This is a genomic window from Dendronalium sp. ChiSLP03b, assembly GCF_034531165.2.
GTDB classification, from domain to species: domain Bacteria; phylum Cyanobacteriota; class Cyanobacteriia; order Cyanobacteriales; family Nostocaceae; genus Dendronalium; species Dendronalium minutum.
In genome coordinates, this window is sequence record NZ_JAVRBR020000024.1 from 1 (window position 1) to 26,557 (window position 26,557).

General features: G+C 42.3%; 24 protein-coding genes and 2 pseudogenes. 22 read left to right on the top strand and 4 right to left on the bottom strand.

The annotated features are described in order from the left end of the window. The first annotated feature begins 136 nt into the window (after nucleotides 1–136). Complete coding sequence (locus RMY31_RS06460; RefSeq protein ID WP_322665287.1) at nucleotides 137–400, top strand: hypothetical protein; 264 nt, start codon at nucleotides 137–139, stop codon at nucleotides 398–400. A gap of 209 nt (nucleotides 401–609) precedes the next feature. Here RMY31_RS06460 and RMY31_RS06465 read toward each other — a convergent pair. Together RMY31_RS06465 and RMY31_RS06470 are read right to left on the bottom strand one after the other, a co-directional pair. Continuing rightward, nucleotides 610–933 (bottom strand): annotated as a pseudogene (locus RMY31_RS06465) (transposase); the annotation flags it as partial. Nucleotides 934–1,051: 118 nt separating this feature from the next. Further along, nucleotides 1,052–1,321 (bottom strand): annotated as a pseudogene (locus RMY31_RS06470) (ISLre2 family transposase); the annotation flags it as partial. 690 nt (nucleotides 1,322–2,011) lie between these two features. Between RMY31_RS06470 and RMY31_RS06475 the strand changes: the two are divergent. From RMY31_RS06475 to RMY31_RS06520, 10 genes are all read left to right on the top strand, one after another. After that, entirely contained in the window at nucleotides 2,012–2,971 is a 960-nt protein-coding gene (locus RMY31_RS06475; RefSeq protein ID WP_322665285.1) for an acyl-CoA desaturase, read from the top strand. 39 nt (nucleotides 2,972–3,010) lie between these two features. Then, entirely contained in the window at nucleotides 3,011–3,280 is a 270-nt protein-coding gene (locus RMY31_RS06480) for an acyl carrier protein (protein WP_322665283.1), read from the top strand. Nucleotides 3,281–3,291: 11 nt separating this feature from the next. Then, nucleotides 3,292–4,161: a class I SAM-dependent methyltransferase gene (locus RMY31_RS06485; protein ID WP_322665281.1), complete on the top strand. Its 870-nt coding sequence runs from the start codon at nucleotides 3,292–3,294 to the stop codon at nucleotides 4,159–4,161. A 55-nt stretch (nucleotides 4,162–4,216) separates the two neighbouring features. Next, nucleotides 4,217–5,437 (top strand): cytochrome P450, encoded by a 1,221-nt coding sequence (locus RMY31_RS06490; RefSeq protein ID WP_322665279.1) that lies wholly within the window; start codon nucleotides 4,217–4,219, stop codon nucleotides 5,435–5,437. Between the two features lie 112 nt (nucleotides 5,438–5,549). After that, on the top strand, nucleotides 5,550–7,262 hold the full coding sequence (locus tag RMY31_RS06495; RefSeq protein WP_322665277.1) for a fatty acyl-AMP ligase: 1,713 nt from the start codon (nucleotides 5,550–5,552) through the stop codon (nucleotides 7,260–7,262). 19 nt (nucleotides 7,263–7,281) lie between these two features. Continuing rightward, nucleotides 7,282–8,325, top strand: a complete 1,044-nt coding sequence (locus RMY31_RS06500) for an acyl-CoA desaturase (protein WP_322665275.1) — start codon at nucleotides 7,282–7,284, stop codon at nucleotides 8,323–8,325. Between the two features lie 46 nt (nucleotides 8,326–8,371). After that, nucleotides 8,372–8,830: a PaaI family thioesterase gene (locus RMY31_RS06505; protein ID WP_322665273.1), complete on the top strand. Its 459-nt coding sequence runs from the start codon at nucleotides 8,372–8,374 to the stop codon at nucleotides 8,828–8,830. A 200-nt stretch (nucleotides 8,831–9,030) separates the two neighbouring features. Then, nucleotides 9,031–9,924, top strand: a complete 894-nt coding sequence (locus tag RMY31_RS06510) for an alpha/beta hydrolase (protein ID WP_322665271.1) — start codon at nucleotides 9,031–9,033, stop codon at nucleotides 9,922–9,924. 744 nt (nucleotides 9,925–10,668) lie between these two features. Next, the gene (locus RMY31_RS06515) at nucleotides 10,669–12,285 is read left to right on the top strand and encodes a GMC oxidoreductase (protein WP_322665269.1); all 1,617 of its coding nucleotides are present in this window, start codon (nucleotides 10,669–10,671) and stop codon (nucleotides 12,283–12,285) included. Nucleotides 12,286–12,453: 168 nt separating this feature from the next. Beyond that, a complete protein-coding gene (locus RMY31_RS06520; protein ID WP_322665267.1) occupies nucleotides 12,454–12,843 on the top strand; it encodes an MAPEG family protein in 390 nt (129 codons plus the stop codon). 109 nt (nucleotides 12,844–12,952) lie between these two features. On the opposite strand, the gene RMY31_RS06525 is transcribed toward RMY31_RS06520, so the two are convergent. Continuing rightward, nucleotides 12,953–13,189 (bottom strand): hypothetical protein, encoded by a 237-nt coding sequence (locus tag RMY31_RS06525; protein WP_322665265.1) that lies wholly within the window; start codon nucleotides 13,187–13,189, stop codon nucleotides 12,953–12,955. Between the two features lie 73 nt (nucleotides 13,190–13,262). After that, a complete protein-coding gene (locus RMY31_RS06530) occupies nucleotides 13,263–13,388 on the bottom strand; it encodes a hypothetical protein (RefSeq protein ID WP_409877496.1) in 126 nt (41 codons plus the stop codon). A gap of 828 nt (nucleotides 13,389–14,216) precedes the next feature. On the opposite strand from RMY31_RS06530, the gene RMY31_RS06535 reads away from it, so the two are divergent. The 11 genes from RMY31_RS06535 to RMY31_RS06585 all read left to right on the top strand — a co-directional run bounded on the left by RMY31_RS06535 (nucleotide 14,217) and on the right by RMY31_RS06585 (nucleotide 26,486). After that, nucleotides 14,217–16,232, top strand: a complete 2,016-nt coding sequence (locus RMY31_RS06535) for an N-acyl-D-glucosamine 2-epimerase (protein WP_322665263.1) — start codon at nucleotides 14,217–14,219, stop codon at nucleotides 16,230–16,232. A 10-nt stretch (nucleotides 16,233–16,242) separates the two neighbouring features. Next, nucleotides 16,243–16,911, top strand: a complete 669-nt coding sequence (locus RMY31_RS06540) for a DJ-1/PfpI family protein (RefSeq protein ID WP_322665261.1) — start codon at nucleotides 16,243–16,245, stop codon at nucleotides 16,909–16,911. 21 nt (nucleotides 16,912–16,932) lie between these two features. Then, nucleotides 16,933–17,784 carry a type 1 glutamine amidotransferase domain-containing protein gene (locus RMY31_RS06545; RefSeq protein ID WP_322665259.1) on the top strand — a complete coding sequence of 284 codons (852 nt, stop codon included), beginning with the start codon at nucleotides 16,933–16,935 and terminating at the stop codon, nucleotides 17,782–17,784. Between the two features lie 76 nt (nucleotides 17,785–17,860). Next, entirely contained in the window at nucleotides 17,861–19,567 is a 1,707-nt protein-coding gene (locus RMY31_RS06550) for a thiamine pyrophosphate-binding protein (RefSeq protein WP_322665255.1), read from the top strand. Nucleotides 19,568–19,745: 178 nt separating this feature from the next. Continuing rightward, nucleotides 19,746–20,198, top strand: a complete 453-nt coding sequence (locus tag RMY31_RS06555) for a nuclear transport factor 2 family protein (protein ID WP_322665252.1) — start codon at nucleotides 19,746–19,748, stop codon at nucleotides 20,196–20,198. 101 nt (nucleotides 20,199–20,299) lie between these two features. After that, nucleotides 20,300–20,935: a nuclear transport factor 2 family protein gene (locus RMY31_RS06560; RefSeq protein ID WP_322665250.1), complete on the top strand. Its 636-nt coding sequence runs from the start codon at nucleotides 20,300–20,302 to the stop codon at nucleotides 20,933–20,935. Between the two features lie 42 nt (nucleotides 20,936–20,977). Beyond that, nucleotides 20,978–21,421: a hypothetical protein gene (locus RMY31_RS06565; protein ID WP_322665248.1), complete on the top strand. Its 444-nt coding sequence runs from the start codon at nucleotides 20,978–20,980 to the stop codon at nucleotides 21,419–21,421. A 20-nt stretch (nucleotides 21,422–21,441) separates the two neighbouring features. Beyond that, nucleotides 21,442–21,822, top strand: coding sequence for a nuclear transport factor 2 family protein (locus RMY31_RS06570; RefSeq protein WP_322665246.1), 381 nt, complete (start codon nucleotides 21,442–21,444; stop codon nucleotides 21,820–21,822). Nucleotides 21,823–21,849: 27 nt separating this feature from the next. After that, nucleotides 21,850–23,382: a GMC family oxidoreductase gene (locus RMY31_RS06575; RefSeq protein WP_322665244.1), complete on the top strand. Its 1,533-nt coding sequence runs from the start codon at nucleotides 21,850–21,852 to the stop codon at nucleotides 23,380–23,382. Nucleotides 23,383–23,403: 21 nt separating this feature from the next. Next, a complete protein-coding gene (locus RMY31_RS06580) occupies nucleotides 23,404–23,904 on the top strand; it encodes a VOC family protein (protein ID WP_409877501.1) in 501 nt (166 codons plus the stop codon). A gap of 62 nt (nucleotides 23,905–23,966) precedes the next feature. After that, nucleotides 23,967–26,486: an alpha-amylase family glycosyl hydrolase gene (locus RMY31_RS06585; protein WP_322665240.1), complete on the top strand. Its 2,520-nt coding sequence runs from the start codon at nucleotides 23,967–23,969 to the stop codon at nucleotides 26,484–26,486. The last annotated feature ends 71 nt before the right edge of the window (nucleotides 26,487–26,557 follow it).

The following is a 26,557-nucleotide window of genomic DNA, read 5'->3' on the forward strand; positions in this document are numbered from 1 at the left end:
GAAGCAATCCTCGTGTTGTCAAAAAAACTAGAGCCAAATTTCCGAACAAAAAGCCCATACATAGAACCCAAACAGCTAAATTACAAACACTCACTTTTTCAGTAATTAACACCGCTTAGAACTTAACCGAACCGTATTGGGTACGCCTGGACCAACAGCCGATATAAACTTGTTCCGTAAGTCTCAGAAAAAATTTGATAAGTCGCAACCATTTTCAGGTGATAAGGCTTTTCAAGGAGGCACAAATATCACTACTCCTCACAAAATGAAAGCGAAACGAGAATTAACTCAACAGCAAAAAGATGAAAAACAGTTTTTTGTAACTGAGATGCACTTACCTCATGAATTTGGTCAAGGTGGCTTGGAGGTCAATTTTGATTTGGCAACACCACCCATCTAGTTAAACAGGGCAATAATGGGGCACGGAAAGTCAGAAGTTGGCACTGGCTCTTGTTCCTAGAAGATACGTTAATGTTTGGTCAACAGACTCGGTTTTAGTTTCCAGTTTACGTGTATCAGATGAAAAAAGTTGATTTTTAGATAAAAATTGCACAGTTTTTATCTAACTTTATCGTATGTAGATTTAGAGACCATTTATAAAGTAAATCTTTAGGCTACAAGACGACAGGCTACAAGACGACGCAGCATAATACGAGTCATCACAGCATATATGGCAGCTTCACTCATTTCTGGAAGACGCTCATAATCTTTGCTGAGACGATGGTACTGGTTAAACCATCCAAATGTTCTTTCTACTACCCAACGTTTGGGGAGAACCTGAAATTCTTGCTCAGTAAGGCGTATGACATCAACATGAGCTTGGATCATGAGCCAAACACACAGAGCAAATTTATCACCGTCATAACCTGAATCAACCCAGATGACTTCGACTTTTTCCAGTAATTCTGGACGCTCTTCTAGCAATTCCATTAAGTCTGTCGGGTAAGACTTTCGTGCCATGAGCGACTATGTAAATACACTGTATATAGGGTATCTTATCCTTGCAAGAATTCCTTTCTACTTGCCTTTAGATTTACTTTATAAATAAGCTCAAGACATTTCCAACTGTTAATATTTGCCTTTTTCTTAACCCATGCCTATGAGTTTTGGTATGCCACCAGCCTTGAGTTTGAGGTATTGCTGTATCAAGAGCCTCTTGAGATTGGGAAAGATTATATAAAAATAAGGCAATACATTGGCCTGCTAAAACAAGTGCTGCCTCTCTAATTTTTTGTTCTCTCTCTTTAATCACTCGTCCATCCCATTCTCTAACGTTAGTTAATTCTAAAAGTTTCGTAACCTGAGTTTGAAAATTTGACATGTATGGGCACAACCATTTAAGCAATCATCTCAACCTATTCTCTGTACATGTCTGCATATACAACTAGGGATCTAGACATTTCTCATGCGATGGCACGAAGCGCCCGCTAAGAGTGCGATCGCGCCCAGTAACCAAAATTAAGCCCAAGGAAATATCTAATATTTAGTCACGCAGAAGTCCTTACTTGTATAAATAAGTCGTCTGCGTGACTATTCTCTAGTTATATAAAAACAAAGTCCTGATGGTGAACAAAGATTACGCTGTAAAATTTTCAAAAGCCATAACCTCTGTTATTGTTACGAATTATTGAATGCGATCGCTACCTTGAAAACTTCCTCAGCACGTAGTTGTAGTTTTGACATTCATATTTCAAGGTACAAGCTTTAAGTTGTGTTTACAATACTTAATAATTAATGAAACCTTTACTATTTAAGCTTTTCAGCATTCATGTGTATTTGATCTAGTTAAATTTGAGTATTTTTTTGCATAAATTTGTGTAATTACCTGTATTTAATCTGTAGAAATAAATAGCAGTGTTCCTGAGTGGGTAGTATGAATTGGATCGGCTAATACTGAATGCGAGGAAAATCAAAGAATCCTTGATTACGGTTCTTTACTCCATATCATTGTATTCAAAATCACAATTCATTACCTGATTCGGTAATGCTAAATTAGCGTGAGTAAATACGAATGAATACAGAAATAGTAGATGTCGAGTCAATTTTAACTGACAATACAAAGCGTAAAAAAGTGGTTGACAACCCTTTTTTACACAGCCTACAAAAAAGGCATTTTATCCTCTTTCAAATCTTACCATTTGTAGGCACTTTAATAGCTCTGCCTTTAATACCTTATCTTCCATTTGGGCCATTTGAGCTATTCCTGTTTGTTTTATTTTGGTTAATGACAGGATTTGGGGTGTCGTCCGGCTACCATCGTTTATTTACCCATCGTTCCTACAAGACTTATGAAGCAGTTCAAGCCATGCTGGCTATTTGGGGTGCAATGGCTGGTCAAGGGGGTGTAATCTCATGGTCAGCATTACATCGTCGCCACCATGAATTGAGTGATAAACCAGGCGATCCTCACTCACCAAATCTTCATGGTAGTGATTGGCGCGATCGCATTCGCGGTTTAGTTCACTCTCACGTCACTTGGATGTACAAGCATCCATATCCCAGTGTTGTCCACTACGTACCGGATTTAATCAAAAACAAAACTGTGATCAGAGTCGATCGCTACTACTACCTGTGGGCTTCCCTTGGCTTACTGTTACCTGCTCTTTTAGGCGGCTTGTACCACTGGAGTCTAGCAGGAGCGTTAGCAGGATTTATTTGGGGCGGTGTGTTGAGAATTCTGTGGGGAGGACATACGATTTGGTCAATTAACTCCTTCTTGCACTGCTTTGGCGCGAAGCGTTTTCAAACCGAAGAACACAGTCATAATTTTGGCCCGATTGCCCTATTGACCTTTGGTGAGTCATGGCACAACAATCATCACGCGTTTCCTGCCTCGGCTTCTTTTGGCTTGGAATGGTATCGCTTAGATCCAGGTTACTGGTTCATTAAATTACTGGAAGTTCTACATCTAGCTTGGGAAGTAAAAGTTCCTACCCCAGACAAAATTCAAGCACGAGAACTCAACGCCTAATTCATCTAAAACTTTTAGCACTTTAAATCAGGAGATGTCATGAAAACTCAACAACAAATTAGCCAATGGATCAAAACCTACTTAGCAGATATCCTCGAAGTAGAACCAGAAAAAGTTGACGAGAACTATGAATTTGAGCGGTTTGGACTCAATTCTTCAGCAGCCGTCTCGCTCGTAGGAGATTTAGAAGAATGGTTAGGGTTTGAACTAAGTCCTTCTCTGTTTTTTGAGTTCAATACAATTGCTCAAGTTTCTACCTATCTAGCCGAAATGGCACAAGAAGAAAACGCTTTAGAAAATGTCGCTTAGGAGTGCTTAAGATGGTAGCAAGTATCAATAATCGAGGCGGTAGTGCCGCAGCTATCCAGCACCACTACGATGTCAGTAACGACTTTTACACCCTCTGGCTAGATTCTAGTTTGACTTACTCTTCTGGTTTATGGGATTCTCCTACGTTAGATAACGACCTAGAAACATCCCAACAGCGAAAAATTGATTGGCATCTGAATGCTTCAGGTGCAACAACCAGCAAAAGACTATTAGATATTGGTTGTGGCTGGGGAGCATTAATGCAACGTCATATCAACTCAAATCCCCAGAATCATGCTACGGGTTTGACGTTGAGCCACAATCAATATCTACATATCCGCGCTCTCAATATCCCTAATATCCAAGTCTGCGAAGAGAGTTGGATTGTCCATCAGCCAACAGATCCTTATGATGCGATCGTCTCTATAGGTGCTTTTGAACATTTTGCCCAACCAGAAGCTTCGTTGGACGAAAAAGTAAGTGTCTATCGAGAATTCTTTAGCCGTTGTCAAAAGTGGTTAAAACCTAAAGGTAAGCTATCTTTGCAGACGATCGCATATGGGTCGTTAAATGCCGAAGATAAAAATGTCTTCACCCAAACAGAGATTTTTCCTGATTCCGAATTACCTCGTCCTGGTGAAATTTTTATGGCATCCGATGGTTTATTTGAGGTCAAAACCTACCGCAACGATCGCCTCCATTATGGTAAGACTTGCGATTTGTGGCTGAAAAATCTCCGCCGTCAGAAATTGCTGATTGTAGAGCAATTTGGTGAAGAACTCTATTTGAAATACGAACAGTATCTGAAGTTAGCAGTTGCAGGTTTTTACTTCGGACAAATCTTACTCCTCCGTTTTGAAATGCAATCCTTAGCTAAATAAAACTGGATGATTCAGATAGCTACTTTTATCTACTAACAAGGAGTTATGCCTCATAATGATCGCTACCCCTCAATCTCCCGTTAAGTTTAACCCCTTCGCACCCGGTTTTCGGGAAGATCCCTACACAACATATCAAGGATTGCGCCAACAAAATCCGATTCACAATACCTTAGATATGTGGATCATGACCAAATATCAAGATATTATCCAAGTGTTGAACTCGGATGCGGTCAGCGTTAACTACATTCCCCAATATGTGGTACAACAAAAAGTTGGTGACATTCCCGGTTTGGTGGAATTGGGCCAAAAAGCGATCGTCTTTACCGATCCCCCAGATCATGCACGCTTGCGTCGGTTGGCAGGACAAGCTTTCAGTAACACTAATATCAATGCTCACACCGCCCACGTTCAGCAGCTAATTGCAGAGTTAGTCGCTCCAAAAATTCCAGAAGAAAGTTTTGATTTCGCTCAGATTGCCCATCAAATACCCTTGTATACTCTTTCCCATTTGCTAGGCATTCCCCAAGAGTACATCAAGACTATCGATGAATATATCCACCGCGTTCGTTCTATCTTAGAACCGAGTTTGTTGACCAAAATGCGTATCCGTCGCATTGAGCAAGATTTACAATCCTGCCTAGCTATTTTTCAAGAAATCATTGATCGCCGCAAAACCCATCTGGGAGACGATTTACTGAGTAAATTAATTCAAGCCAGAGTCGGAGAAGATCGACTCTCAGACAGTGAACTGGGTATAGCCTGTGTGATGACTTACGTTGCTGGTCACGAAACCTCCAAAGGATTGCTCACTAATGGAGTTCTAGCCTTTATGCAACACCCCGAACAGTGGCAAATTTTCCGTCAGGGAAAAGCTACTAGTAAACAAGTCATCAATGAAATACTGCGCTTCGATCCACCCTTACAGCAAACTGTACGCCTAGCAGTCAGTGACCTACAAGTTGGCTCTCATACCATTCGCAAAGGGGAGAAAATGCTTCTGTGTCTAGCTTCCGCCAACCGCGATGAGGATCAATTTGACAATGCTAATACCTTTGATATCACACGAGATGCTGCGGCTCAGATTGCTTTCGGACATGGCATACACAATTGCTTAGGACAAATGATCGCCCGACTAGAAGGTCAACTTCTATTCACTTATCTCTGCGAACACGTACAGGAAATGAGATTTGGTGCTAATGATTATCGTTGGCATCCAGAGGGTTTTATCACCCGAACCTTAACCTGTTTACCAGTGAGTTTCATCCCTGCCAGTTAATTAATACTGACAAAATTTCAATAGTTTTAGCCCTTTCACCTCTATCCATTTCGGCAGGATAAGGGCTTAACTACACACTATTGCTACTCCCTGAATTTCGGGAAGAAAACTAATGAGTTCTCGTCATTTAAATAGTTTGATTGACAAATTGCTCTTGCGAGCCAAGAATCAAGGCGATCGCCCCCTCTATTACTTTCTTGATACTAGAGGTCGGGAATATGCTCGTCTCACCTATGCAAGTTTATTAACAGCAGTCCAACAGTTAGCGACATGGTTAACCGACAAAACAGCAAGTGGCGATCGCGTCGCCATTCAGTTACCCACTAGCCCGGAATTTGTCATTACTTTTTTCGCTTGTCTGTACACTAACCGCATTCCCGTTCCTCTCAGTTCACCCAACCGCAAACATAACTGCGAACACTATCAACGGATTTTTACTGATTGCGATGCCAGTTTAATCGTAACTGATGCCAGCGTCCGAGACTTATTTGATAAAGAGGGCTTAAGCGCATCTCTTCCCATCCAGATTTTTCCCTCTCTAGAAACTCTAGACTCTCTCCTCTCCCCAATTGACCGACAAAGTAACGAAATTGGTTTTTTGCAATATACCTCTGGCTCTACCTCTTTTCCTAAAGGAGTGATAGTCAGTCATGAGAATATCATTGCTAACCAGAAAATGATTCAGCGCACCTTTGGTCACAGTAGCAACAGTATCGGGTTAGCTTGGGTTCCCCTATTTCACGACATGGGACTGATTGGTAGTATCTTTCAGCCTTTATATGTGGGATTTCCCTGTTATTTCATGTCTCCGGTGACTTTCCTCCAACGTCCTAAACTTTGGTTGAAAACGATCTCAGATAAAAAGGTGACAACTACAGGGGGGCCTAATTTTGCCTACGATCTCTGTATCCAACGCATAGATCCCGCGTCGTTAGCAGACCTATCTTTATCCTCTTGGGATGTAGCCTACAACGGGGCTGAACATATCAAACTCCAGACTCTAGAACTTTTTAGCAATACCTTTGCTCCTTACGGCTTCAGAAAATCTGCCTTTTTACCTTGTTATGGTTTGGCAGAAGCCACTCTAATCGTTAGCGGTACAGATAAATCTGAAGAGCCTTTGGCTTTGACTATCCCTTGTAGCGGCGATGAAGTCCTGGATGCGGATGCGCCCCAGCAGAAAGGCAACACCCGCACGGTGGTGAGCAATGGTCAGGTAATGCCAGAATTGTCCTTACGGATCATCAATCCTCAAACTTTCAAAGAATGTCCTTCTCACTACATTGGAGAAATTTGGATTGCCGGGCCGAGTATTACGCGCGGTTACTGGCAACAACCCGATAAAAATCAGGAAACATTCGTTTATCGGGATGGATTGAGATTTTTACGGACTGGAGATTTAGGTTTTCTGGATTCTCAGCAGCGACTCTATATTACGGGGCGGCTCAAAGATTTAATCGTGATCGATGGCAAAAACTATTACCCTCAAGATATTGAAGAAACTGTGAAACTGTCTCACCCCGCTTTAAGTGAAGTCAATTGTGCTGTATTTTCCATCTCTGGAACTCACGCTCAAAAACTGGTGGTGGTGAATGAAGTAATCCGCCAATTTGCACAGCACATCGATCGCTACGCGGATGAAATTAGAAAAGCCGTTCAGACTGCTGTTTATAACCATTATCAACTAACAGTACACGATACTGTACTGCTCCCGTCAAATAGCATTCCCAGAACCACCAGTGGCAAGATTCAACGGCAGCGTACCAAGTTGCTCTATCTCTTGCAACAACTGGAAACCCTCGAAACAGTCAACGAAAGTATCTGAAGAGTAAAAATTAATCTCTATGACTATGCAACAAGCAAGCTATTTAGCTGAAATCTCAGATCAGTATTCAGTTACAGAAGTAACAGAAGTTTTCCAACCAGTAGAAATTGATCCTCGCCATCCTCAATATACACTCCTGTCTGGAATCAGGAAATGGATTAGATATGCGTGGTATCCTACCATTGACATAATCAGTGTTATTGGTGCAATTGCGGCGATCGCTTCTTTTCAACATCAAGGCATTAGTTGGATTGACCTAGGAATTTTGCTTTTCATGTTTAACCTTGTGGGTTTGGCAGGAGAAGCAGGAATGCACAGACTCTTTGCCCATAAAAGCTATAAAGTAGTCAAACCCCTGCGGATTCTCTTGGCATTGGCTGGTTCAATGGCTGGTGAAGCACCCATTCTTGAGTATGTGGCTTATCATCGTCGTCATCACATCTATGCAGATCGAGAAGGCGATCCTCATACCCCCCATTACATCGCAGCTGAAAAACCTTTGTCTAGGAGCAGAAATATCTGGCACTCATTTTTTGGCTGGAAGTATAACTCCAAAACCAACCTAATGGCTCCACCTGAACGATATGCCAAGGATGTACTTGCTGAACCAGCAATGGTGACGATCAATAACTATTTTTATGGCATCGTTTTGTCCTCATTCCTCCTGCCAGCTTTACTAGGTTTTCTCTTTACCGGGACTGCTTCTGGTGCATGGACTGCTTTTCTCTGGGGGGGATGTTTCAGATTTTGCGTAATGACCCTGATGGGAGATTTGATTATTCGCGCAGGCTGTCACCTCTTCGGTACTCGTCCCTTTATCGACCAAGCTAACAGTCACAGTGGTAACATTTGGTTTCTAGCAATTCCCACTTTAGGACTAGCTTGGCACAACAATCATCATGCTTTTCCAGGTTCTGCCCTACTCAACATTGATTGGTGGCAAATAGATCCCAGTGGCTCATTTATTAGCTTGTTGGAAAAACTCGGTTGGGCTACAAATGTCAAGCGACCAACTCCAGAACAAGTAAAAGCGAAACGGTTTCATCCCGAAATTGTTGGTTGATTTATCTCTCAGCAGCGATCGCACAATATCAGGACTTTCTTAACTTATGGATGCTACAATCAAAACCGAAAAACTCAACAAACCTGTTGCTAAAATCAGAACTCCCGCTAATATTGTTTCCCTACGAGAAGCAATTCAGACATCTCCCTTTACAGTCTGGACTAACGCAGAGATTACTGCTTGTGAAGATGGCTTTGCTGAATTAATCGTCCCTATGCGGCAGGAATTAAAGCAGCATAGTGGTTTTACCCACGGGGCTGTGATTGGCTTTTTAGTTGATAGTGCCTGTTGTTGGGCAGCAGCTTCTAAGGTTGGTGATGTTGTCACTGCTGAATACAAGCTGAACTTTATCGCCCCTGCGGTTGGGGAAAAATTGATTGCTAGAGGTTATGTGATTAAATCAACCTTTAGCCAAGTCATCACCAGGGCTGATGTATTTTCGGTGAAAGGGAATAAAGAAAACCTTGTTGCTACTGGTTTAGCTACCGTCACCCCCTACGGTTGATCCCACAAAGCGATCGCTTCTCTACGAGACACTACGCGATCGCCAACACCAAGGGCGATCGCGCTAGGTCAAGTCGATTAGGCAAATGCTAAGACTTGAATTGATTTCCGGAAAAAGTTACCCAAGGTATGTCAAGGCAGGTTTTTTCAGTGGCGAAAACTGCCTGACAATACCATCATTTACTCACAAGCAGCTTAACTATGTTTGCAGCCCTAGTTGATACGGTTTTGCCAACCTTAAGAAGTTCCTCAATCATTTACAGTCCTGCTAGTCAGTCTCGCTCTAATATTCAATTTATGGATATGGGGATAACGTGGATACGCTATTGCATTACTGGAGAAAATAAACCCACTATTGTACTCAATACGGACCCACCATTAACTATTGAGTCTTACGATCGGACAATTGCCGAGCTTTCTCGCTATTTCACAGTCATTGTCTTTGAAATACCTGGGTTTGGATTTTCCTTTCCCAAGGGATTGGGTTTTAGGTATGATTTTGACTTTATTACAACTATCTTAGTTGAATTCTTAACCCGTCTCAATTTAGGCCCGTATGTATTAAGCTTCCCTTGTCTTTTGGGATTTTGTGCCATCAAAATTGCTAACCTGCATCCTAAGTTAGTTTCTCACATGGTTCTGAATCAAATTCCCACTTGGCAAGGTGCTTTGGAGTGGAAAAAAGGAAGAGATCCTCAAGGTATTCTCTCTACTCCTTTTTTGGGTCAAATAGCTTTACATTTCTTAAAAGAAAAGCGTTGTGGCAGCTGGTTTGACCTTGTCATTGCAGAATCTCAAACAGCACAGAAATTAACTGAAATAGCACTTCAGTCTTACAAGTTAGGGGCGTGCTTTTCTCTGGCTTCTTGCTTCCAATTTTACTTGCAAGAACAGCAACCGGATTTAGAACCTGTTAAACAACCCAGTCTGATTATTTGGGGAGAATGCGATGGTTCTCATGCGCACACTGATAAAAGTCTGACTCGCCAGTTAACTCTTGATTCTGAAGAAGTACATATTCAAAAAGCAGGTCACTCCCCTGAAGTGGAAGCTCCGCAAATTTTTGCTGAATCAGTTAAGAATTTGATTAGTTAAAACTGGCTGTGTTACAAAAATTATTGTATCTATCCACTGGCATCAAAATACCTAATTTATGATTTAATTTCAGGATTTTGAGGGATTTTCAACTAAAAGCTGAATTTAACTAGTCATCATCAATCGCTTGCAGTAGAAATGATGAAAAAGCTTTTTTAACTGCTGTCTTTTTTTAGGCGGCAGTTTATTATGCTTGCTGTCATATTAGCTTGTATCTTATTTGTTTTTTGAGAGAAAAATTATCTATGCAGGTTAATTTGAGCAAGTCAAGGGTAGATTTTTTATAAAGAAATCTAAAGAAAAAAAAATTGTATCGAAGACTAAGTGTAGTATGCCATATAGGCAGTATATTTACTAAACAATAATGTTCCCTAATTCCATCATACTGACCAAAGAAGTGGGGAAAAGACAATTCTATTACCTGTAATCTATAGGCAAATCCAGATGGTCATTTCCACACCAAGGATATGCGGAAAGTGATGTTGCATAAATGTTAGATGAATTACAACTTTTGAGCAAAACATAATATTAATTTTTTGTGTTTTGCTTCTTTACACAAAATGACAATCATCCTACAAATCAACAACTTCCGAAAAATTTATTATGCAATTTAGTCAAGAACTTAGTTAATACTGACTGAATTGACAAACAAGACATCTACAGCCGTTCAGGAATCCGATCAAACAATTCGTTGATCAGCAAAAAGCTGACACAGTTACATCTCTATTAAGGAGTTTGGAATTTATGTTGTTGCGCCGCCGTCAATTCCTTCAATCGTCGTTGTTGTTCACAGTCGGAATGACAACTACAACCGCCCTAGCTGACCAACCGATCCAGGCGATCGTCATTGGCAGTGGTTTTGGTGGAGCGGTAGCTGCTCTGCGTTTGGGACAGGCAGGTATCAGAACCCTGGTTTTGGAACGTGGTCGTCGTTGGCCGATCACTCCTGCACAGGATACCTTTGCCACCTATGACCAACCAGACGGTCGCTCCGCCTGGTTTCGCACGACAACCCCTGTTTACAACCCGCGACCCATCGACAAGTATGCGGGAATTCTTGATTTAATTATTGGTAACGGTATCAACATCCTGAATGGTGCGGGGGTTGGGGGCGGATCGCTAGTTTATGCTGCCAGTACTTACCAGCCAACAAAGAGACTGTTTGAAAGGGTCTTTCCCAAAAGTGTGAAGTACCACGAGTTGGATCGCATCTATTATCCGCGCGTCCGCTCGATCCTCAAACCATCTCCCGTGCCACAGGATATCCTGAACACCAGCTATTACCTAAGCAGCCGCGTATTTTTAGAGCAGGCGGCTAGAGCCGGCTTGCCAACACGCTTGCTTGATATCAATGTGGATTGGGATATTGTTCGGCAAGAGATAAACGGCACACGGAGGCCTTCAACAATTATTGGTGAGTCGTGGTATGGCATTAACAGTGGAGCAAAGAACAGCCTCGATCGCAACTACTTAGCTCAGGCAGAAGCTACTGGGAAAGTAGAAATTTTGCCGTTGCACGTTGTTCAGTCAATTTCCGAACTAGGCCATAAGAGAGGGTATCGCGTCGTTTGTGACCAAATAGACGAGTTTGGTCAAGTTTTGGCTAGGCATTCCTTCATCTGCCGCCATCTGTTTCTGGCCGCTGGTTCTCTTGGCACTACCAAACTGCTGCTAAAAGCCAAAGCCACGGGCGAACTGCGCCGTCTAAGTGAAGATGTAGGTAAGTATTGGGGTACAAACGGCAATACTGTGGCTGTGCGAGCTGGACTGATTCCCACTAACCCGACCCAAGGTGGTCCATCGACGGTAGCTGTTGAACACTTCAACAACCCAATTGCACCTACAGTTCTGGTCTATGCACCCTTCTATGGGTTACCGCAGGGTACACTTGGTTCATTGGGATTGAACATTTCCCAGCCTGATGGACAAATCACTTATAACTCTTCCACAGAAAATATTGACGTGAACTGGCCGATTACTAGTGCCAGCAACCAGACCAACCTACAAGCAGCCACTTTTACTTACAACCTGATTGACACAGCTAACACAACTCCACAGAGAAAGCCCACTACCAGAATTCGCCACGGTAGCATTCCTGCCTCTAGGTTATTAGACCCAGATAAATTACAAAGCAACTTAGTGGGAGAAGTGAGTGGGGCTAGCACTGTAGCACCACTAGGTGGTGCTGTCATAGAAAAGGTTTGTGATTCTTATGGTCGTGTATTCGGACACTCTGGTCTTTATATCGTGGATGGGTCACTCATACCCGGTTCCGCAGCCTGCGCCACGCCCTCTTTGACAATTGCAGCTCTAGCAGAGCGAAGCATGGATAGAATCTTGAACGATATCAGGATCTGGTAACTCCAAGCTCAAACAAAGTGCAAGACTACAAACTGGACTTCCCAGCCTGAATTGACAAAAGTTTTGCTTCCAAGTTCGTGCTAGGCCCATAAAAGTGCGAGTATCATGCCCACGATACTCGCTTAATGACAAAGTTAAACTTACTTTTTGATTTGTAATAATTCTGATATGTCGCCTTTAGTTAGTCTGATAACTGCCTTGGCACTGTTGTTATACTTGGTTCTCACGATTAATGTCAGTAGATATAGAGTCAAATACAATGTGCCTGCTCCTCAGATGACAGGAAATCAAGACTTTGAAAGAGTGCTGCGAGTCCAGCAAAATACTCTAGAACAGTTAGTTTTATTTTTACCTGTGTTATGGTTATTTTCTTTCTACGTTAGTCCATTGTGGGGAACGGGACTTGGTGTGGTCTGGTTGGTAGGACGAATTGCATACGCTTGGGGATATTATCAAGCTGCTAAGAGGCGAGTTATTGGTTTTGGCATCAGTTCTATAAGCAGTCTAGTATTACTCCTAGGTTCGCTTATTGGCATTATTTGGGTAACGATCTTTTAATTTGGACACCGTTAGGGGAAGAGCCTGTGGCGGGAAGTCGGGAAATAGAGTTTAAACGAAATTAACCAAAAAACATCTACAGTAAAGCGTTCAGCCCACTAATGCCGTTTTAGTTTCTCCCTGCCTTAAAGCCTTCCCCACTAAGGAATTCCTCGTTTATCTGCAACAGAATTTTATCTGTGTCCTTACCTTTGTTGGCATAACTAGCTGGATTACTAGGATCTTTCTTGTTCTCCATTCCATACTTGGCATTGTCAGTAGACCGAAAAGTTTTGCGATCGCTAAAAAATAGTAGTGTATGATACAGTTTCTTGGAGGAATGTAAAAAGCTGATTGCTTTAGACAAAGGATAAGCACAGCTTATGAATAAGCCACAAAAATCAAGCAAAATCAGCCGGACGGTAAACAAACTTCGCAGGCTACGCCATAGTTATTTCGTCATGACCCCAATTTGGGAAGAGAAAACGTCGTCGTGCTGCTCCTTTGAGTTGGCTAGCCGTTTCCTTGAATACTTTTTTGACTGATTCAGTTAATTCGAGCAACACTCCGCTCCACCCAAAAATCTCCCAACAAAATTGAATTTACTACGAATAGGGGGGAAGGAGAAGCAGCCTGCGGCTGCTTCTCCTTCCCCTCTCATAATGATTATTATTCTTGTGTTTGGTAATTTTATTCCTTTGAAGTCCCTAAATTCCCTTTTTAAAGTGGGGCTGGGGGGTCAAGAGAAATATTTAATACTTCTCAGACATCATCATAACTATAGGAATCGTACTTGAATCTTGCTAAGTATACTGAGAAATAAACCTTTGTATGGCAAGCTTCTAGCCAATTTTGTTTTTCAGAAATCAAATATAAGTCCTATATTTATACTCAACAATTACATAATTTTTGAAAACAAGAATGCTTTGGTAGAGAAAATCTAGTAATTAATATTTTTAGCTAAAAAGAAACTCAATATTTCTAATAATATCCTCTATATTGCCACTAAAAGTAATAGTAGTTGACTCGCATTTATATTTCAAAATTAATTAGTTAAAAAGCAAAAACAACTAACATATATTTAGATATATAAAAATTATGCTGATTTCTGTCTCAAGCAATATGAAGGACTTAATTAGTATTTTAATATACCAAACATTATCTAGCTCAAGATAGACGATTGCTACTTTTTACTAAATTACATTCATAACTAATGAAAGTAGGTAGCTTAGATGAACTTATAACTAATTGCTAGTTAACAAGAAAGGATACCTAATTCATTGCTGGATATGAGTTTTAGAGAATAAACTATTGATTAGCTCAAATTCCTGAAAACCCTACACAACAAAGACTATACTCATAGGTTTTTAATACAAAATTACAGGAAGGAATTTATGAAGCAATTTACTGTGAACACAACCCTAATGGGCAAAGTTACTGATATTGCACAAGAGCAAGGCAAATTTAGTATTAAATGCCGTAGTGGAGATGAATTCCTGGTTGCAGTTGGTAGAGAAACACGATTTCAATTTTTACAAAATTTAGATGGTATAAACCGCGATAGAGTCCCAAATCCTGACAATTTTCATCAGTCCTCGCCAGCAGATTTAGTCAGAAAATACATCCAGCCTAATACCTTAGTTGTCCTCCAAGGTGTGTACCAAGCAAATAACGGTAACTGCCAATATGATGCCCGCATTGTTAACTTACTAAATTCATATAGAGGTCAAGACGAATTTCTGTTTGAGCAGATACACTGGTGGTTAACACAAATTGCTCGTCTAGCCGATAGTTGGTTAGGCTATCTATTTCCAAATAAACAAACTTATGAAATAGATGATTTTGCTCTTTACCGAACTAACTTGAACATCATCGGTTTACCAACAGATGATAGCATTCAGGAATGTGCTACTCTTTCCAGGCTAATCTATGGTCTTTCCTCTGCTTACTTGTTAACTGGAGGTGAACGCTATCTTTCAGCTGCTCGTGCTGGAGTTCAATACCAACGAGAAACTTTTCGTAGTTTAACATCTGATGGCAAGCATTGTTTTTGGGCTTTTGGTAAGCGCAAGACTGAGTACAGTTATGAGTTGTATATGCGCTCTCTCAACGAGGATGATAGAGATACAATTCCACTTTACGAACAAATTTACGCCTTAGCTGGATTAGCTCAGTATTATCGAATCACTTTAGATTGGGAAGTACTTGATGATATCAAGCGGACTGTTCGTGTCTTTAATGATTTCTTCATCGATCCCGAATCAGAGTACGGCAAACAAGCTTACGGTGATTACTTTTCACACCTTGATTATGTGACATTAAATTGGGACAGTCCGGCTCTTGGAGATAACCAAGCCAGAAAAAATTGGAATTCGATTGGGGATCATATACCAGCTTATTTAATTAACGTGATTTTGGCATTGGAACCTTTGCCATTAACCGATCATGGTCACGAAGAAATCTGTAAATTTTTAGAAACTTGTAAGAAGATTCTCAAAACAACATCCACAATCATTGTCGATAGATTTCCCGATCCAGATCCCAATGTTCCATTTGTGAATGAGCGATTTTTGCGAGATTGGAAACCTGACCATAATTGGCGGTGGCAACAAAATCGTGCCGTTGTCGGACACAATTTAAAGATAGCCTGGAACCTGACTCGTGTTGCCAATTATTATTATTTCTTAGCCACCCAATGTGCTGCTGATAACGCGCAAGAAGCCGAAGAATCACAACGCCTAGCGGATAAGTTAATGAAGCTAGCAGACAATTTAGGCATAAAGATGGCAGAGATTGGCGTAGATCTATTTAGAGGTGGAATTTTTGATACTTTAGAACGTAATCCGCAAAATGGAACGCCACTAGAATTTCCTTGGTTTAACACTAAAGACTTCTGGCAACAAGAACAAGCCCTATTAGCCTACTTAATTCTTTATGGTTGCAGTAATGAAAATCATGACCAAAAACAAGAGTATCTGCGATTAGTACGAGAAACCGCCGCATTTTGGAATTTATTCTTTCTCGACCAAGACAATAAAGGTATTTTCTTCCGAGTCAGTGAGAGTGGTGATGCAATTACTGTAGGGCAGTACGGGCAAAAAGGTGGACATTCGATTTCTGGCTACCATTCCTTTGAGCTAAATTACTTAGCTCATATCTATATCAGTAGCTATGTAACAAAAGAACCCTTCTGCTTGTATTTTAAACCTAATGCTGATTGTCGCCAGCGATCGCTCAATGTTTTACCTGATTTCTTTAGACCCCATACTTTAGAAGCGAGCAGAATCAGTATTGATGGTAACGATCGCACATCAATAGACCCTGATAACTTCCGTATTGAACTAGCAGAAAAAGAATTTCAACTTGGTTCAGCAGCAGAAATCATTGTGCAATTTACACCCAAGACTTAGGAGAGAAGTTGTGACTACCCGAATACTAGAGGGAAAGAAAGTCGCCATCCTTGTAGAAACAGAGTTCATTCCTGAGGAAATTGCAGCTTATCGGCAACACTTTGAGGAACTTGGGGCGACTGTGCATTTCATGTCTCGGCTTTGGGGAAATGAAAGTGTCCGATTTGTCAGTGATGTAGATGAAGTTGGTAAATCTCTGCAATATCTTGATGTCAACATTGACTTTCAGAGCGTAGATGTGAATGAATATGCGGCCGTAATTATGGGGGCTAACTACACCAGTGTACGTTTGCGCTACTTTCAATCAGCGCAAGCACAGCAAATTAGTCCAGAACAAACGCGTACTGCACCAGCCGTTCAGTTTTTTGCTCAAGCAATGGCAAATCACAAGATTATCAAAGGTTTACTCTGTCATGGATTGTGGTTACTGACCCCAATGCCTGAATTACTCCGAGGAAGAAGGGTAATCTGCCATGAAGTAGTGCTGGCCGATATTACTAATGCTGGTGCTATTTACGTACCGCCACCAGTGAATTCTCAACCAAATGATCCGGGAAATATTGTGGTTGATGATGACTTGGTAACAGGACGAGCCGGACATGATGTGTATGCGTTTATTAATGCGATCGCTCACCAAATAATAGTATCTCAAGACCAAAAGTTATTAGGAGTCGCCTAGAAATACAAAGGAGATCATTCGATGACAAAAATTTTGATTGTGCTATCAGAGTGGGGTTATTGGGGAGAAGAACTAGTAGGCCCCCTAGAAACCTTTGATGCAGCTGGATATCAAGTTGACTTCGCCACCCCAAATGGTAAAAGGCCTGTAGCACTAGGGGCAAGCATGGATCCAACTTTTGTTGACCCTCCTTTGGGCAGACCAGTAGTTTCCCAAGAGATGGCCGATAAGGTCAGACAACTGGATGATACCAAAAATCCACGGTTAAACAATCCAAAAAACCTCCGAGAGTGGCTCCCAGAAAGACCTTACTGGAGTTCACCAAAATTCTTACGGGAAATGGAGGAATACTACAGACTAATAGATGAAGTGCGGCAAAGAGATTTACAAACATACGATGCCATTCTCATTGTTGGTGGTAGTGGCCCAATGGTTGATTTAGCTGACAACCAGAGAGTACACGATCTCATCCTGAGTTTTTACCAAATGGGTAAGCCAGTTGCCGCAGAATGTTACGGCGTTGCGTGTCTGGCATTTGCCCGTGACATTGGCGATCGCCAGAGCATTATTTGGGGTAAGCACGTCACTGGTCATTGCTTGGAATATGACTACAAAGATGGTACGGGATTTAACGGTACTAACATCGACCCATGTCTGAACAATATTAATTTTGGCCCGCCGTTCTATCCTCTAGAATACATACTCCGTGATGCTACAGGGCCAGACGGACAGTATCACGGCAATGTCGGCAGGCCAACATCAGTGATTGTTGACTATCCGTTTATTACGGGGCGCTCTACACCAGACTCTTATCTAACTGGTCAGAAGTTGGTGGAAGTCCTAGAAAAAGGACTCAGGCGCTATGGCTGGTAGAGCCGGATTTTAAATATCTGGATGGTACTGCCCAATAAACACTGTATGCAATTGATGGTTGCAGAAGGTAAAATCCATGACTAACAAAACAGGCCGCTTTGCAATTCTGGAACAATTTTTGGCAGATGACATCCATTATATGTTCGGTAATCCCGGCACATCGGAAGAAGGATTTTTGGATGCTATTCGAGAATATCCTGACCTGAAATACATTCTGACATTGCAAGAATCCGTTGCGGTGATGGCAGCAGATGGTTATGCTAGGGCAACTAAAAAGCCTGCTTTGGTGCAAATTCATAGTACCCCTGGTTTAGGAAATGCGATCGGCGCACTTTACCAAGCATACCGAGGTCACTCACCGCTTGTAGTCATTGGTGGTGATGCAGGCATCAAATATCAGGCAATGGATGCTCAAATGGCAGGAGACTTGGTAGCTTTTGCCAAGCCAGTTACCAAGTGGTCAACAATGGTGATGGAGCCATCTTCATTGCTGCGCGTTTTGCGACGGGCTATTAAGATTGCTGCCACTCCACCAATGGGGCCTGTGTATGTTTGTCTACCAGTAGATATTTTGGATGCTCCCGCAGTTGAAGAAGTCAGACCAACTTCCATCCCATCCACCAAGGTTTTGCCAGATGAAGCGTTACTCAAAACAGCAGCAACCATGTTGGCATCTGCTCATAAGCCAATGATTTTTGTCGGGGATGGAGTGGCTTATTCGGGCGCACAAGATGAACTGACCCGTGTTGCTGAACTCTTGGGCGCAGAAGTCTGGGAAGTTGATGCTGGCGAATTGAACATGAGTCACGCTCATCCTCTGTATCAAGGTATGACAGGGCATATGTTTGGCTATCAAAGCCGACCCATCACCTCTAGAGGCGATGTCAACTTAGTTTGTGGTACCTACCTTTTGCCAGAGGTTTTCCCGGAACTGGACAATATCTTTGCACCAGGAGCTAAGGTTGTCCACATAGATTTAAATGCATATGAGATTGCGAAAAATCACTCAGTTGATTTAGGACTAGTTAGCGATCCAAAACTGACACTTGCTCATCTGGCAAAAGTTTTGTCAGCAGTTATGACACCAGAGCAGAAACAAACTGCTAAGGTGCGAACTGCTGATATTGCCCAAGCTAAAGAAGAGAACCATAAGCGTGAGTTGCAAGCCGATCGAGAAAATTGGGATTCTGTACCGTTGCACTTTTCTCGCTTCGCGGCAGAACTGGCAAAGCAATTACCAGAGGATGTAATTATCTTCGATGAAGCTCTCACCTGTTCTCCCGATCTGACGCGTTATTTGATTCCCACAAAACCAGGGCATTATTTTCTTTCTCGTGGTGGTTCTTTAGGTGTGGGAATTCCGGGAACGATTGGAGCCAAACTGGCCAATCCTGACAAAATGGTAATTGGGTTTACTGGTGATGGCGCTGCCATGTACACAATTCAGGCACTTTGGTCAGCTGCTCGTCACAATATAGATGCCAAATTTGTCATCTGTAATAACCGCTCTTATAGGTTGTTACAAGTGAATATCCAAGCTTACTGGCAAGAGCGGGATATACCACAGCACGAATATCCTTTGAGTTTTGATTTATCTAAACCAGAGATCCGCTTTGACGAGATGGCTAATTCTATGGGTGTTCCAGGCATCAGGGTGGAAAAACCTCAAGAGATTGCGCCTGCTATCCAAAAAGCATTAGCCCACAAAGGGCCATTTCTCATTGATGTAGTTTTAGAGGCGGACGTTCACCCAGAAATGATAGGAATCAAGTGCGGTCAATAATATCTATCATGTCGGGTTGAAGACTGATTATCAGGGCTGACGCAGGGATGCAGAGAAATTTGTACTATAAGTGATTAGCCAGTATTTCAATTCAAAAACCCCAAAATTTGTTTATCTAGTTTGTCTTGTAAGCAAAGGTCGGTGCAATCAATAAAACTACTACATAAGGAGTACAAAGATGACACAGGTTGCAACACAGAGAACAATCCATCCAAATGTACAAATTGTAGAAAGAATGTATGAATGCTTTAATCGCGGCGATATGAACACTATCCGCAACGAGATATTTGCTCCCGATCTCGTCTGGCGTTTGCCTGGCCACAATCCCCTTTCAGGTACGAAGAATGGTGCAGATGAAGTAATAGCCTTTTTTGCAGAACTCAACAGAGGGGGTATCCAAGTAGATCTGATTAATATTGACGCTTGGGGCGAGGACACAGTGGTGGAAGTGCACCGGGGTCATGGAGAAAGGAACGGAGCGGTTCTAGATGCTTTAAACTGCACCCATTACCATATCCGGGACGGCAAAATCGCAGATGTTCAAGTTTATATAAGCGATCAACATACAGTCGATCAATTCTTCTGGGCAGCATACGCTCTCAAACCTATACCGGATCGTTTAGCCAGTTAACTCTGCTTGTGTCTTTCGACAGAAAGAGTGAGCAAGTTGTAACTGTTCTGGCTGAAATTAATGTATGCGTCCAACTTAAACACTAGAAAGGAGAAGTTCAAATGCCTATTATCCGCGTCACCGTCTTAGAAGGCTTCGCTAGCCTAGAGCAAAAAGGAGAAATAGTTCAACATTTAAGTGACGGTTTAGCCTCAGTACTAGGTGAAATTGTCCGTCCCTACACTTATGCCCTAGTTGATGAGGTGCAGTCAGGGGCTTGGGGGGTTCAAGGTGGAGTATTAATGACTGAGGAGATGATGAGATCTGGTATAGCCACCTCTGAAAGGCAGCGATCGCTTCGTCTGACTGAAGAACGTGTAAGACAAGCATACGACGTGCTGGGTACTGGTGACAAACAGAGAATTCAGGAGTATTGGGCTGAGGATATGGCATGGTTAGTGCCAGGTAGCAATCAGATATCTGGCTGGAAAAGAGGCTTAGATGAGTTCCTCGCTTTTATGGATAAGGTGGCCTACCTCACCGACAATAGTTTCCAAATGTCCTGGGAGAGAGTCTTGATTACCGGAGACTATTCCGCAGACATTAGGCACAATACTGGGCATCGAGCCGGAGACGAAAACAAACGCCTCGACATCGATGTTGTTCATGTCCTGCGTTGGCGCGACGGCAAAGTGGTTGAAGGCAAAGGCGCTATCTTTGGCGATGGCACCGCGCAGTTCGATGAGTTTTGGAGCTAAATTAATTTTGCACTACTGTTGCGATCGCAACATCATTCACAGATGAAAACTTTAACTCCACTTACTGAGTCTGAAGTAAAACAATTAGTTGACGATTGGTATTTAAAACTGGATGTCCATGCTTCTGTTGAAGAAGTTCTACCTATGCTGGCAAATGAGACCCTAGAGATGCAGTTACCAGAAACTACACTGCATGGTCAAGAAGAATTTAAAACATGGTATGACCGGGTAATTCACACTTTCTTTGACGAAGTGCATAGGATGCAAGCATTAGATATTAAAACTACGTCAGAACGAGCAGACATTCAACTAGTTGTGCGCTGGGAAGCTAGCCGCTGGCAAGCACCAGCACCGAAAAGTCAACGTTTGGCTTTTGATGCTGCACAAAGATGGGTTGTGAAGCGATCGCAACTTACCCAAAAGCCTGTGATTGAAACCTATATTGTTGACTCCCTTACCCCATTGGAGGGGTTTCCCAGTCTTTGATAATTTGCACTTTACCAACTATGAACACGAGAGAAGTCATCGACAAATACTACGAGTCCGCTAATGCAGGCGATTGGGATACCTGGTTAACCCTGTTTGATGACAATGTTGTTGTAGACGAACAGTTAGCAGGTCATATTGAGGGAATAGAAATTATGCGCGGTGCGATCGGCGGTATCCAGAGGGGCTATTCTAAATTCCAAAACAATCCACAGCACGTTGTCATTGATGGCAATGAGGCTTCCGTCGTCTCTCACATTTCAGCTGCCAACGCTACTGGTGTACCAATTGAGGCAAACGTCGCCAACTATTTCCGCCTTGAGAACGGCAAAATTTCTTACATGGCTAATTTTCATGATACCAGACCGTTTGACCCTTTTGTTAATCAAAGGTTGAACTAAAACCCTATCAATTTGAGAAGGGGCTATATGAGTGAATTTGATTTCATTGTTGTCGGGGCTGGTTCAGCGGGATCAGTTCTTGCCAATCGCCTCAGCGAAAATCCAGCAGTTAAGGTGCTAGTTTTAGAAGCTGGCGGGTCTAATATTCCTCCAACTGTCGATAACCCCTCAATATGGCCTACGTTGCTTGGCTCAGAAATAGACTGGGACTATACCAGTGTTCCACAACCAAGTTTGGAGGGGCGTATCACCCATGAACCACGGGGTAAGATACCAGGTGGTAGCAGTAATTTATACATTATGATGCATATCCGGGGGCATACATCCGATTACGATAATTGGGCCTATAATGGATGTCCCGGCTGGGCTTATCAGGATGTTTTGCCCTACTTTCAAAAGTTAGAAAACCAAGAAGATGACTCTAGTCCGTGGGCTGGTAAAGGTGGGCCACTTAATGTCATCAATGCCAAACTGCATAATCCGAATCCTACATCTGAAGTATTTATTAATGCTTGTTTAGAGTTAGGCTACCCCTATACACCAGATTTTAATGGCCCAAAAATGGAAGGGGTTGGTTGGCATCATATAAACATCAAGAACGGTAAGCGTCATAGTATGGCAGATGCTTATCTCAACCCAGTATTGAAGCGACCTAATCTTACTCTCAGTACGGACTCGCAAGCTACCAAGTTGCTGTTTGCAGGTAGGCGCTGTAATGGTGTGGAGTACATACATAACAGTGAAATTAAAACTGCCTATGCTAATTACGAGGTAATTGTCTGCGCTGGTGCGCTGGAGTCTCCTAAGCTGTTGTTACTCTCTGGTATCGGCAATTCTAGTCACTTGCAAGAGTTTGGCATTCCTGTAGTAGCGGATGTGCCAGGTGTAGGCGAAAACTTTCACAATCATGTCCTAACTGGGGTAATTTATGAAACAACACAGCCAGTACCACCACCTAACTTGAATTTGTCAGAAAGTGCGTTATTTTGTCAGTCAGAACCAGGTTGGATTGGCCCAGATTTGCAACTTGGTTTTGTTCACGTCCCTTTTGACATCATTATTGGTCAAAACTATCCCAATGCCATTAGTATCTTGCCTGGTGTTGTCCGCCCCACATCGCGCGGCTGGATTAGGTTGGCAAGCAGTAACCCATTAGATAAACCGCTTGTTAACCCCAATTATCTCAGTACTCAAGCTGACCTTGAGCGGTTAATTCAAAGTGTGGAAATAGCCCGTAACATATTTGCTACAAAGGCTTTCTCTCGCTGGGTCAAACAAGAACTGATGCCAGGATCGGATGTGCAAACTTATGAGCAGCTACGAGCATTTGTCAAGCACAGGGCTGATTCTTATCATCATCAAGCTGGCTCTTGCAAAATGGGACTAGATAATATGGCAGTCGTAGATCCTCAGTTGCACGTTTATGGTGTGGAAGGACTTAGGGTAGCTGATGCCAGTGTGATGCCTGTAGTACCATCAGGAAACTGTCATACAGGTATTGTGATGATTGCGGAGAGAGTTTCTGACCTGATCGATGATGAGCATCGTTTACATGTTTGATATTGGGTAAGTCTTTGATATATGAGTCTAAATTCTATGGGGGAAGCGATAATGGGTTTGCTCAGATTTTCTCACATGGCAATCAACTGTAAAGACCCGATCGCAACAGAAAAATTTTACACTAAACATTTTGGCTTTGTGCGATCGCGTGTCGTACCAGTTGGCGACCAGCAAATAATTTTTATTAAATTGGGTGAAATGTATCTTGAGATTTTTCAGGCACAAGGAGAATCTCCTGTTTCACCATCTGATAGGGATGGTCCACAATACCCTACATGGCGACATTTTGCTTTTCAAGTCGATGATATTGCAACTAAGCTGGCAGAGATGGGCAATGATGCAAAAATTACCTTAGGACCCCTTAATTTTGATGACTATATCCCTGGATGGCGTTCGGTTTGGATAGCTGATCCAGACGACAGAATTGTGGAAATTAGCCAAGGCTTTGTCGATCAAGATAATCCACCGCCTTTGGAGACAGATTTAACAGGTCGGAAAACTCAGCCTATACATGTTGCATAACTTGCAAAAAGTGGTGGTGACAGATCTGAAAACCATAATCTAATTACCTGAAGGATGCCATTATGGCTACAATTCCTGTTCAGTTTACCTATTTCACAGGTTTTAAAAGAGCAATTTTTAACAATGCCCGTTTAATTGGCAGTTGGGATGAAAACGGTCGCTATTCTCAACAATGGCGATCGCAGCAAATGCAGCAAATCATGGGTGAAGATGGCTATCCCTGCTTTCAAACTACTGTTGAACTGGATGATTCCCAAGTTGGTTGGTTATTCCGCTGGGGTGTGATGCTAGATAGTCCAGCCGGAAATAATTTGTGGGGAATTCCGACTGAGATTAACGATCGCAATTCTAGCGATCGCTACCGTAGTTTTACTTTACAATCGCCTAACAACGGTCAACCTCAGCAAGAAGCTTATTATTTAGTTTATAGTCGCAGACTTGGCGCACAACCATATCATCTTCCTAATCAATCTCAGCCTGGGTTACGGTTTGCTGTTTGGTCGCCAAATGCTCGTAATGTAGAAGTTATGTTTGGCAACCGCAGCAGTGGCTATATTGCCGACGATGTTTTTCGAGAAGATCCTGATTTTGGTATGGATCCCAACCTTGGACCGTTTCCTATGTTGAGGACAGAGGAAGGAATTTGGCAAACAGATGTCACAGTATCACCAGAACTCGCTGATTTCTCCCGCTTTGACCATATTCCTTATATGTTTAGAATTGTCAATGAAGGGGGAAGGGTAGTTTATCGCACTGATTTATATTCTCGCTGTCAAATTGGTAAAGGTAACATCAATCCTGACGGTAAACCTTTTTCTAATAGATATAGCGATACACAGGACAGACCTTTTTCAGGAAATTATCAAGATTTGGATGGTACTAAAAGCTGTTCTGTAGTCATAAATCCGGATACAGTAACTAGACATTTTCAAGAACCAGTCTGGCCAGAACTAGAATTTATTCCAGAGGAGGAGTTCTGGAGTAATGAGTTTTCACTGGAACGCCCTGTTCCCCAGCGGGTTGAGGATCTAGTAATTTACGAACTTCATGTAGGCGCTTTAGGGTATGGTCAGGATAGACCAGGAAACTTTGAGGATGCGATCGCTTTACTCCCCTACTTAGTCGAATTGGGCGTTAATGCCGTTGAACTTTTGCCCATGTCAGAATTTAGAGACGAAGTAAATTGGGGCTATGAGACATCTCATTACTTTGCTTTAGAATACAGTGCGGGTGGTAGAGATCAACTGAAGCATTTTATTAGGGAATGCCATCGTTATGGAATTGCGGTGATTTTAGATGTGGTATATAACCACTACAATCACGATGGGGAACGGGCCCAATGGGCATACGACTCAGATATTCCCGAACACAATATTTATTACTGGTATGAGGGGAACTCTAGCGATTATTTCTACTCAGACGGCAGAAGTTTCCCTGAAGGCGGCTATGTTGATAATTTTTCCACAGGTTTCGCACCCCGGTTTTATGAAGAGATGGTGCGGAAAATGTTCATTAGTAGTGCAGTCACTTTAATGGAGGAATTTCATGTAGATGGGTTCCGGGTCGATCAGACAACTTCAATGCATTTGTACAACCAATTGCACGCTGATGGTAGACCTGTGGGTAATGCCAATATTTTTGGTGCTAAATTCCTGAGAGAATGGACAAGAACAATGAAGCTAATTCAATCGAATGCGCTGCTGATAGCAGAGGATCATTCTGATTGGGAGGCAGTCACAGAATCACCTGATGTTGGCGGTTTGGGCTTTGATGCAGCTTGGTATGCCAATTTCTATCATCATTTAATTGGTGATGCGAGACAAGGAACAGAATATGCCAAATTAATTCCTACTGCTGGATATGGTACGAATGAACCCCTAGCGATGGATTACTTTGCAGGGGCGTTGGGATGGTCTGGTCATAACAAGGTTGTTTATCATGAATCTCATGATGAAGCAGGTAATGCTTATTCAGAAGCAGGAGGCCATAGAGTTGAGTCTCAGCGCACGATTGTAGCAGCTGTTAACGGCGCACCACTGATTGGAGAAACTCGACGCTATGCCGAAGCACGCTGCCGTTTTGCTGTTGGTGTGTCTATTTTGTCGGCTGGTACGCCAATGTTTTTGATGGGTGAGGAAATTGGCGCACAAAGACCCTACAGATACAGCGATTTTCTCAATAACCGAGAGGATTTGTTAGGCGATCGCCAAACTCATGGTCAAAGATTATTCCGATTTTACCAAGACCTGATTCAACTGCGCCGCAACCATTCCGGATTGCGATCGCACTTAATTGATATTCTCTACGTCCACAATATAAACCGAGTTATTGCTTTCCGACGTTGGGATATCAGTGAAGAATTTTTAGTTGTTGCTAGTTTGAATAATCAACCCTTCTCTTCAGGGTACACCATTAATAATTCCCGAATTGCAGATGGTCAATGGCGGGAGATATTTAATAGTGATGCTGCACTCTACGGAGGAGATAGTATAGGCAACTTTGGATCTAGTATCTCTGCCACTAACGGATATATTAATCCCATAGTTCCAGCCAAAGGATTTGTTGTGTTCCAACGTCATTAGGTTTATCTATGAGGTAAATCCAAAATCCAAAATTGTCTGACCCTCAGCCAAAGAAATTAGTCTTTTCTTTG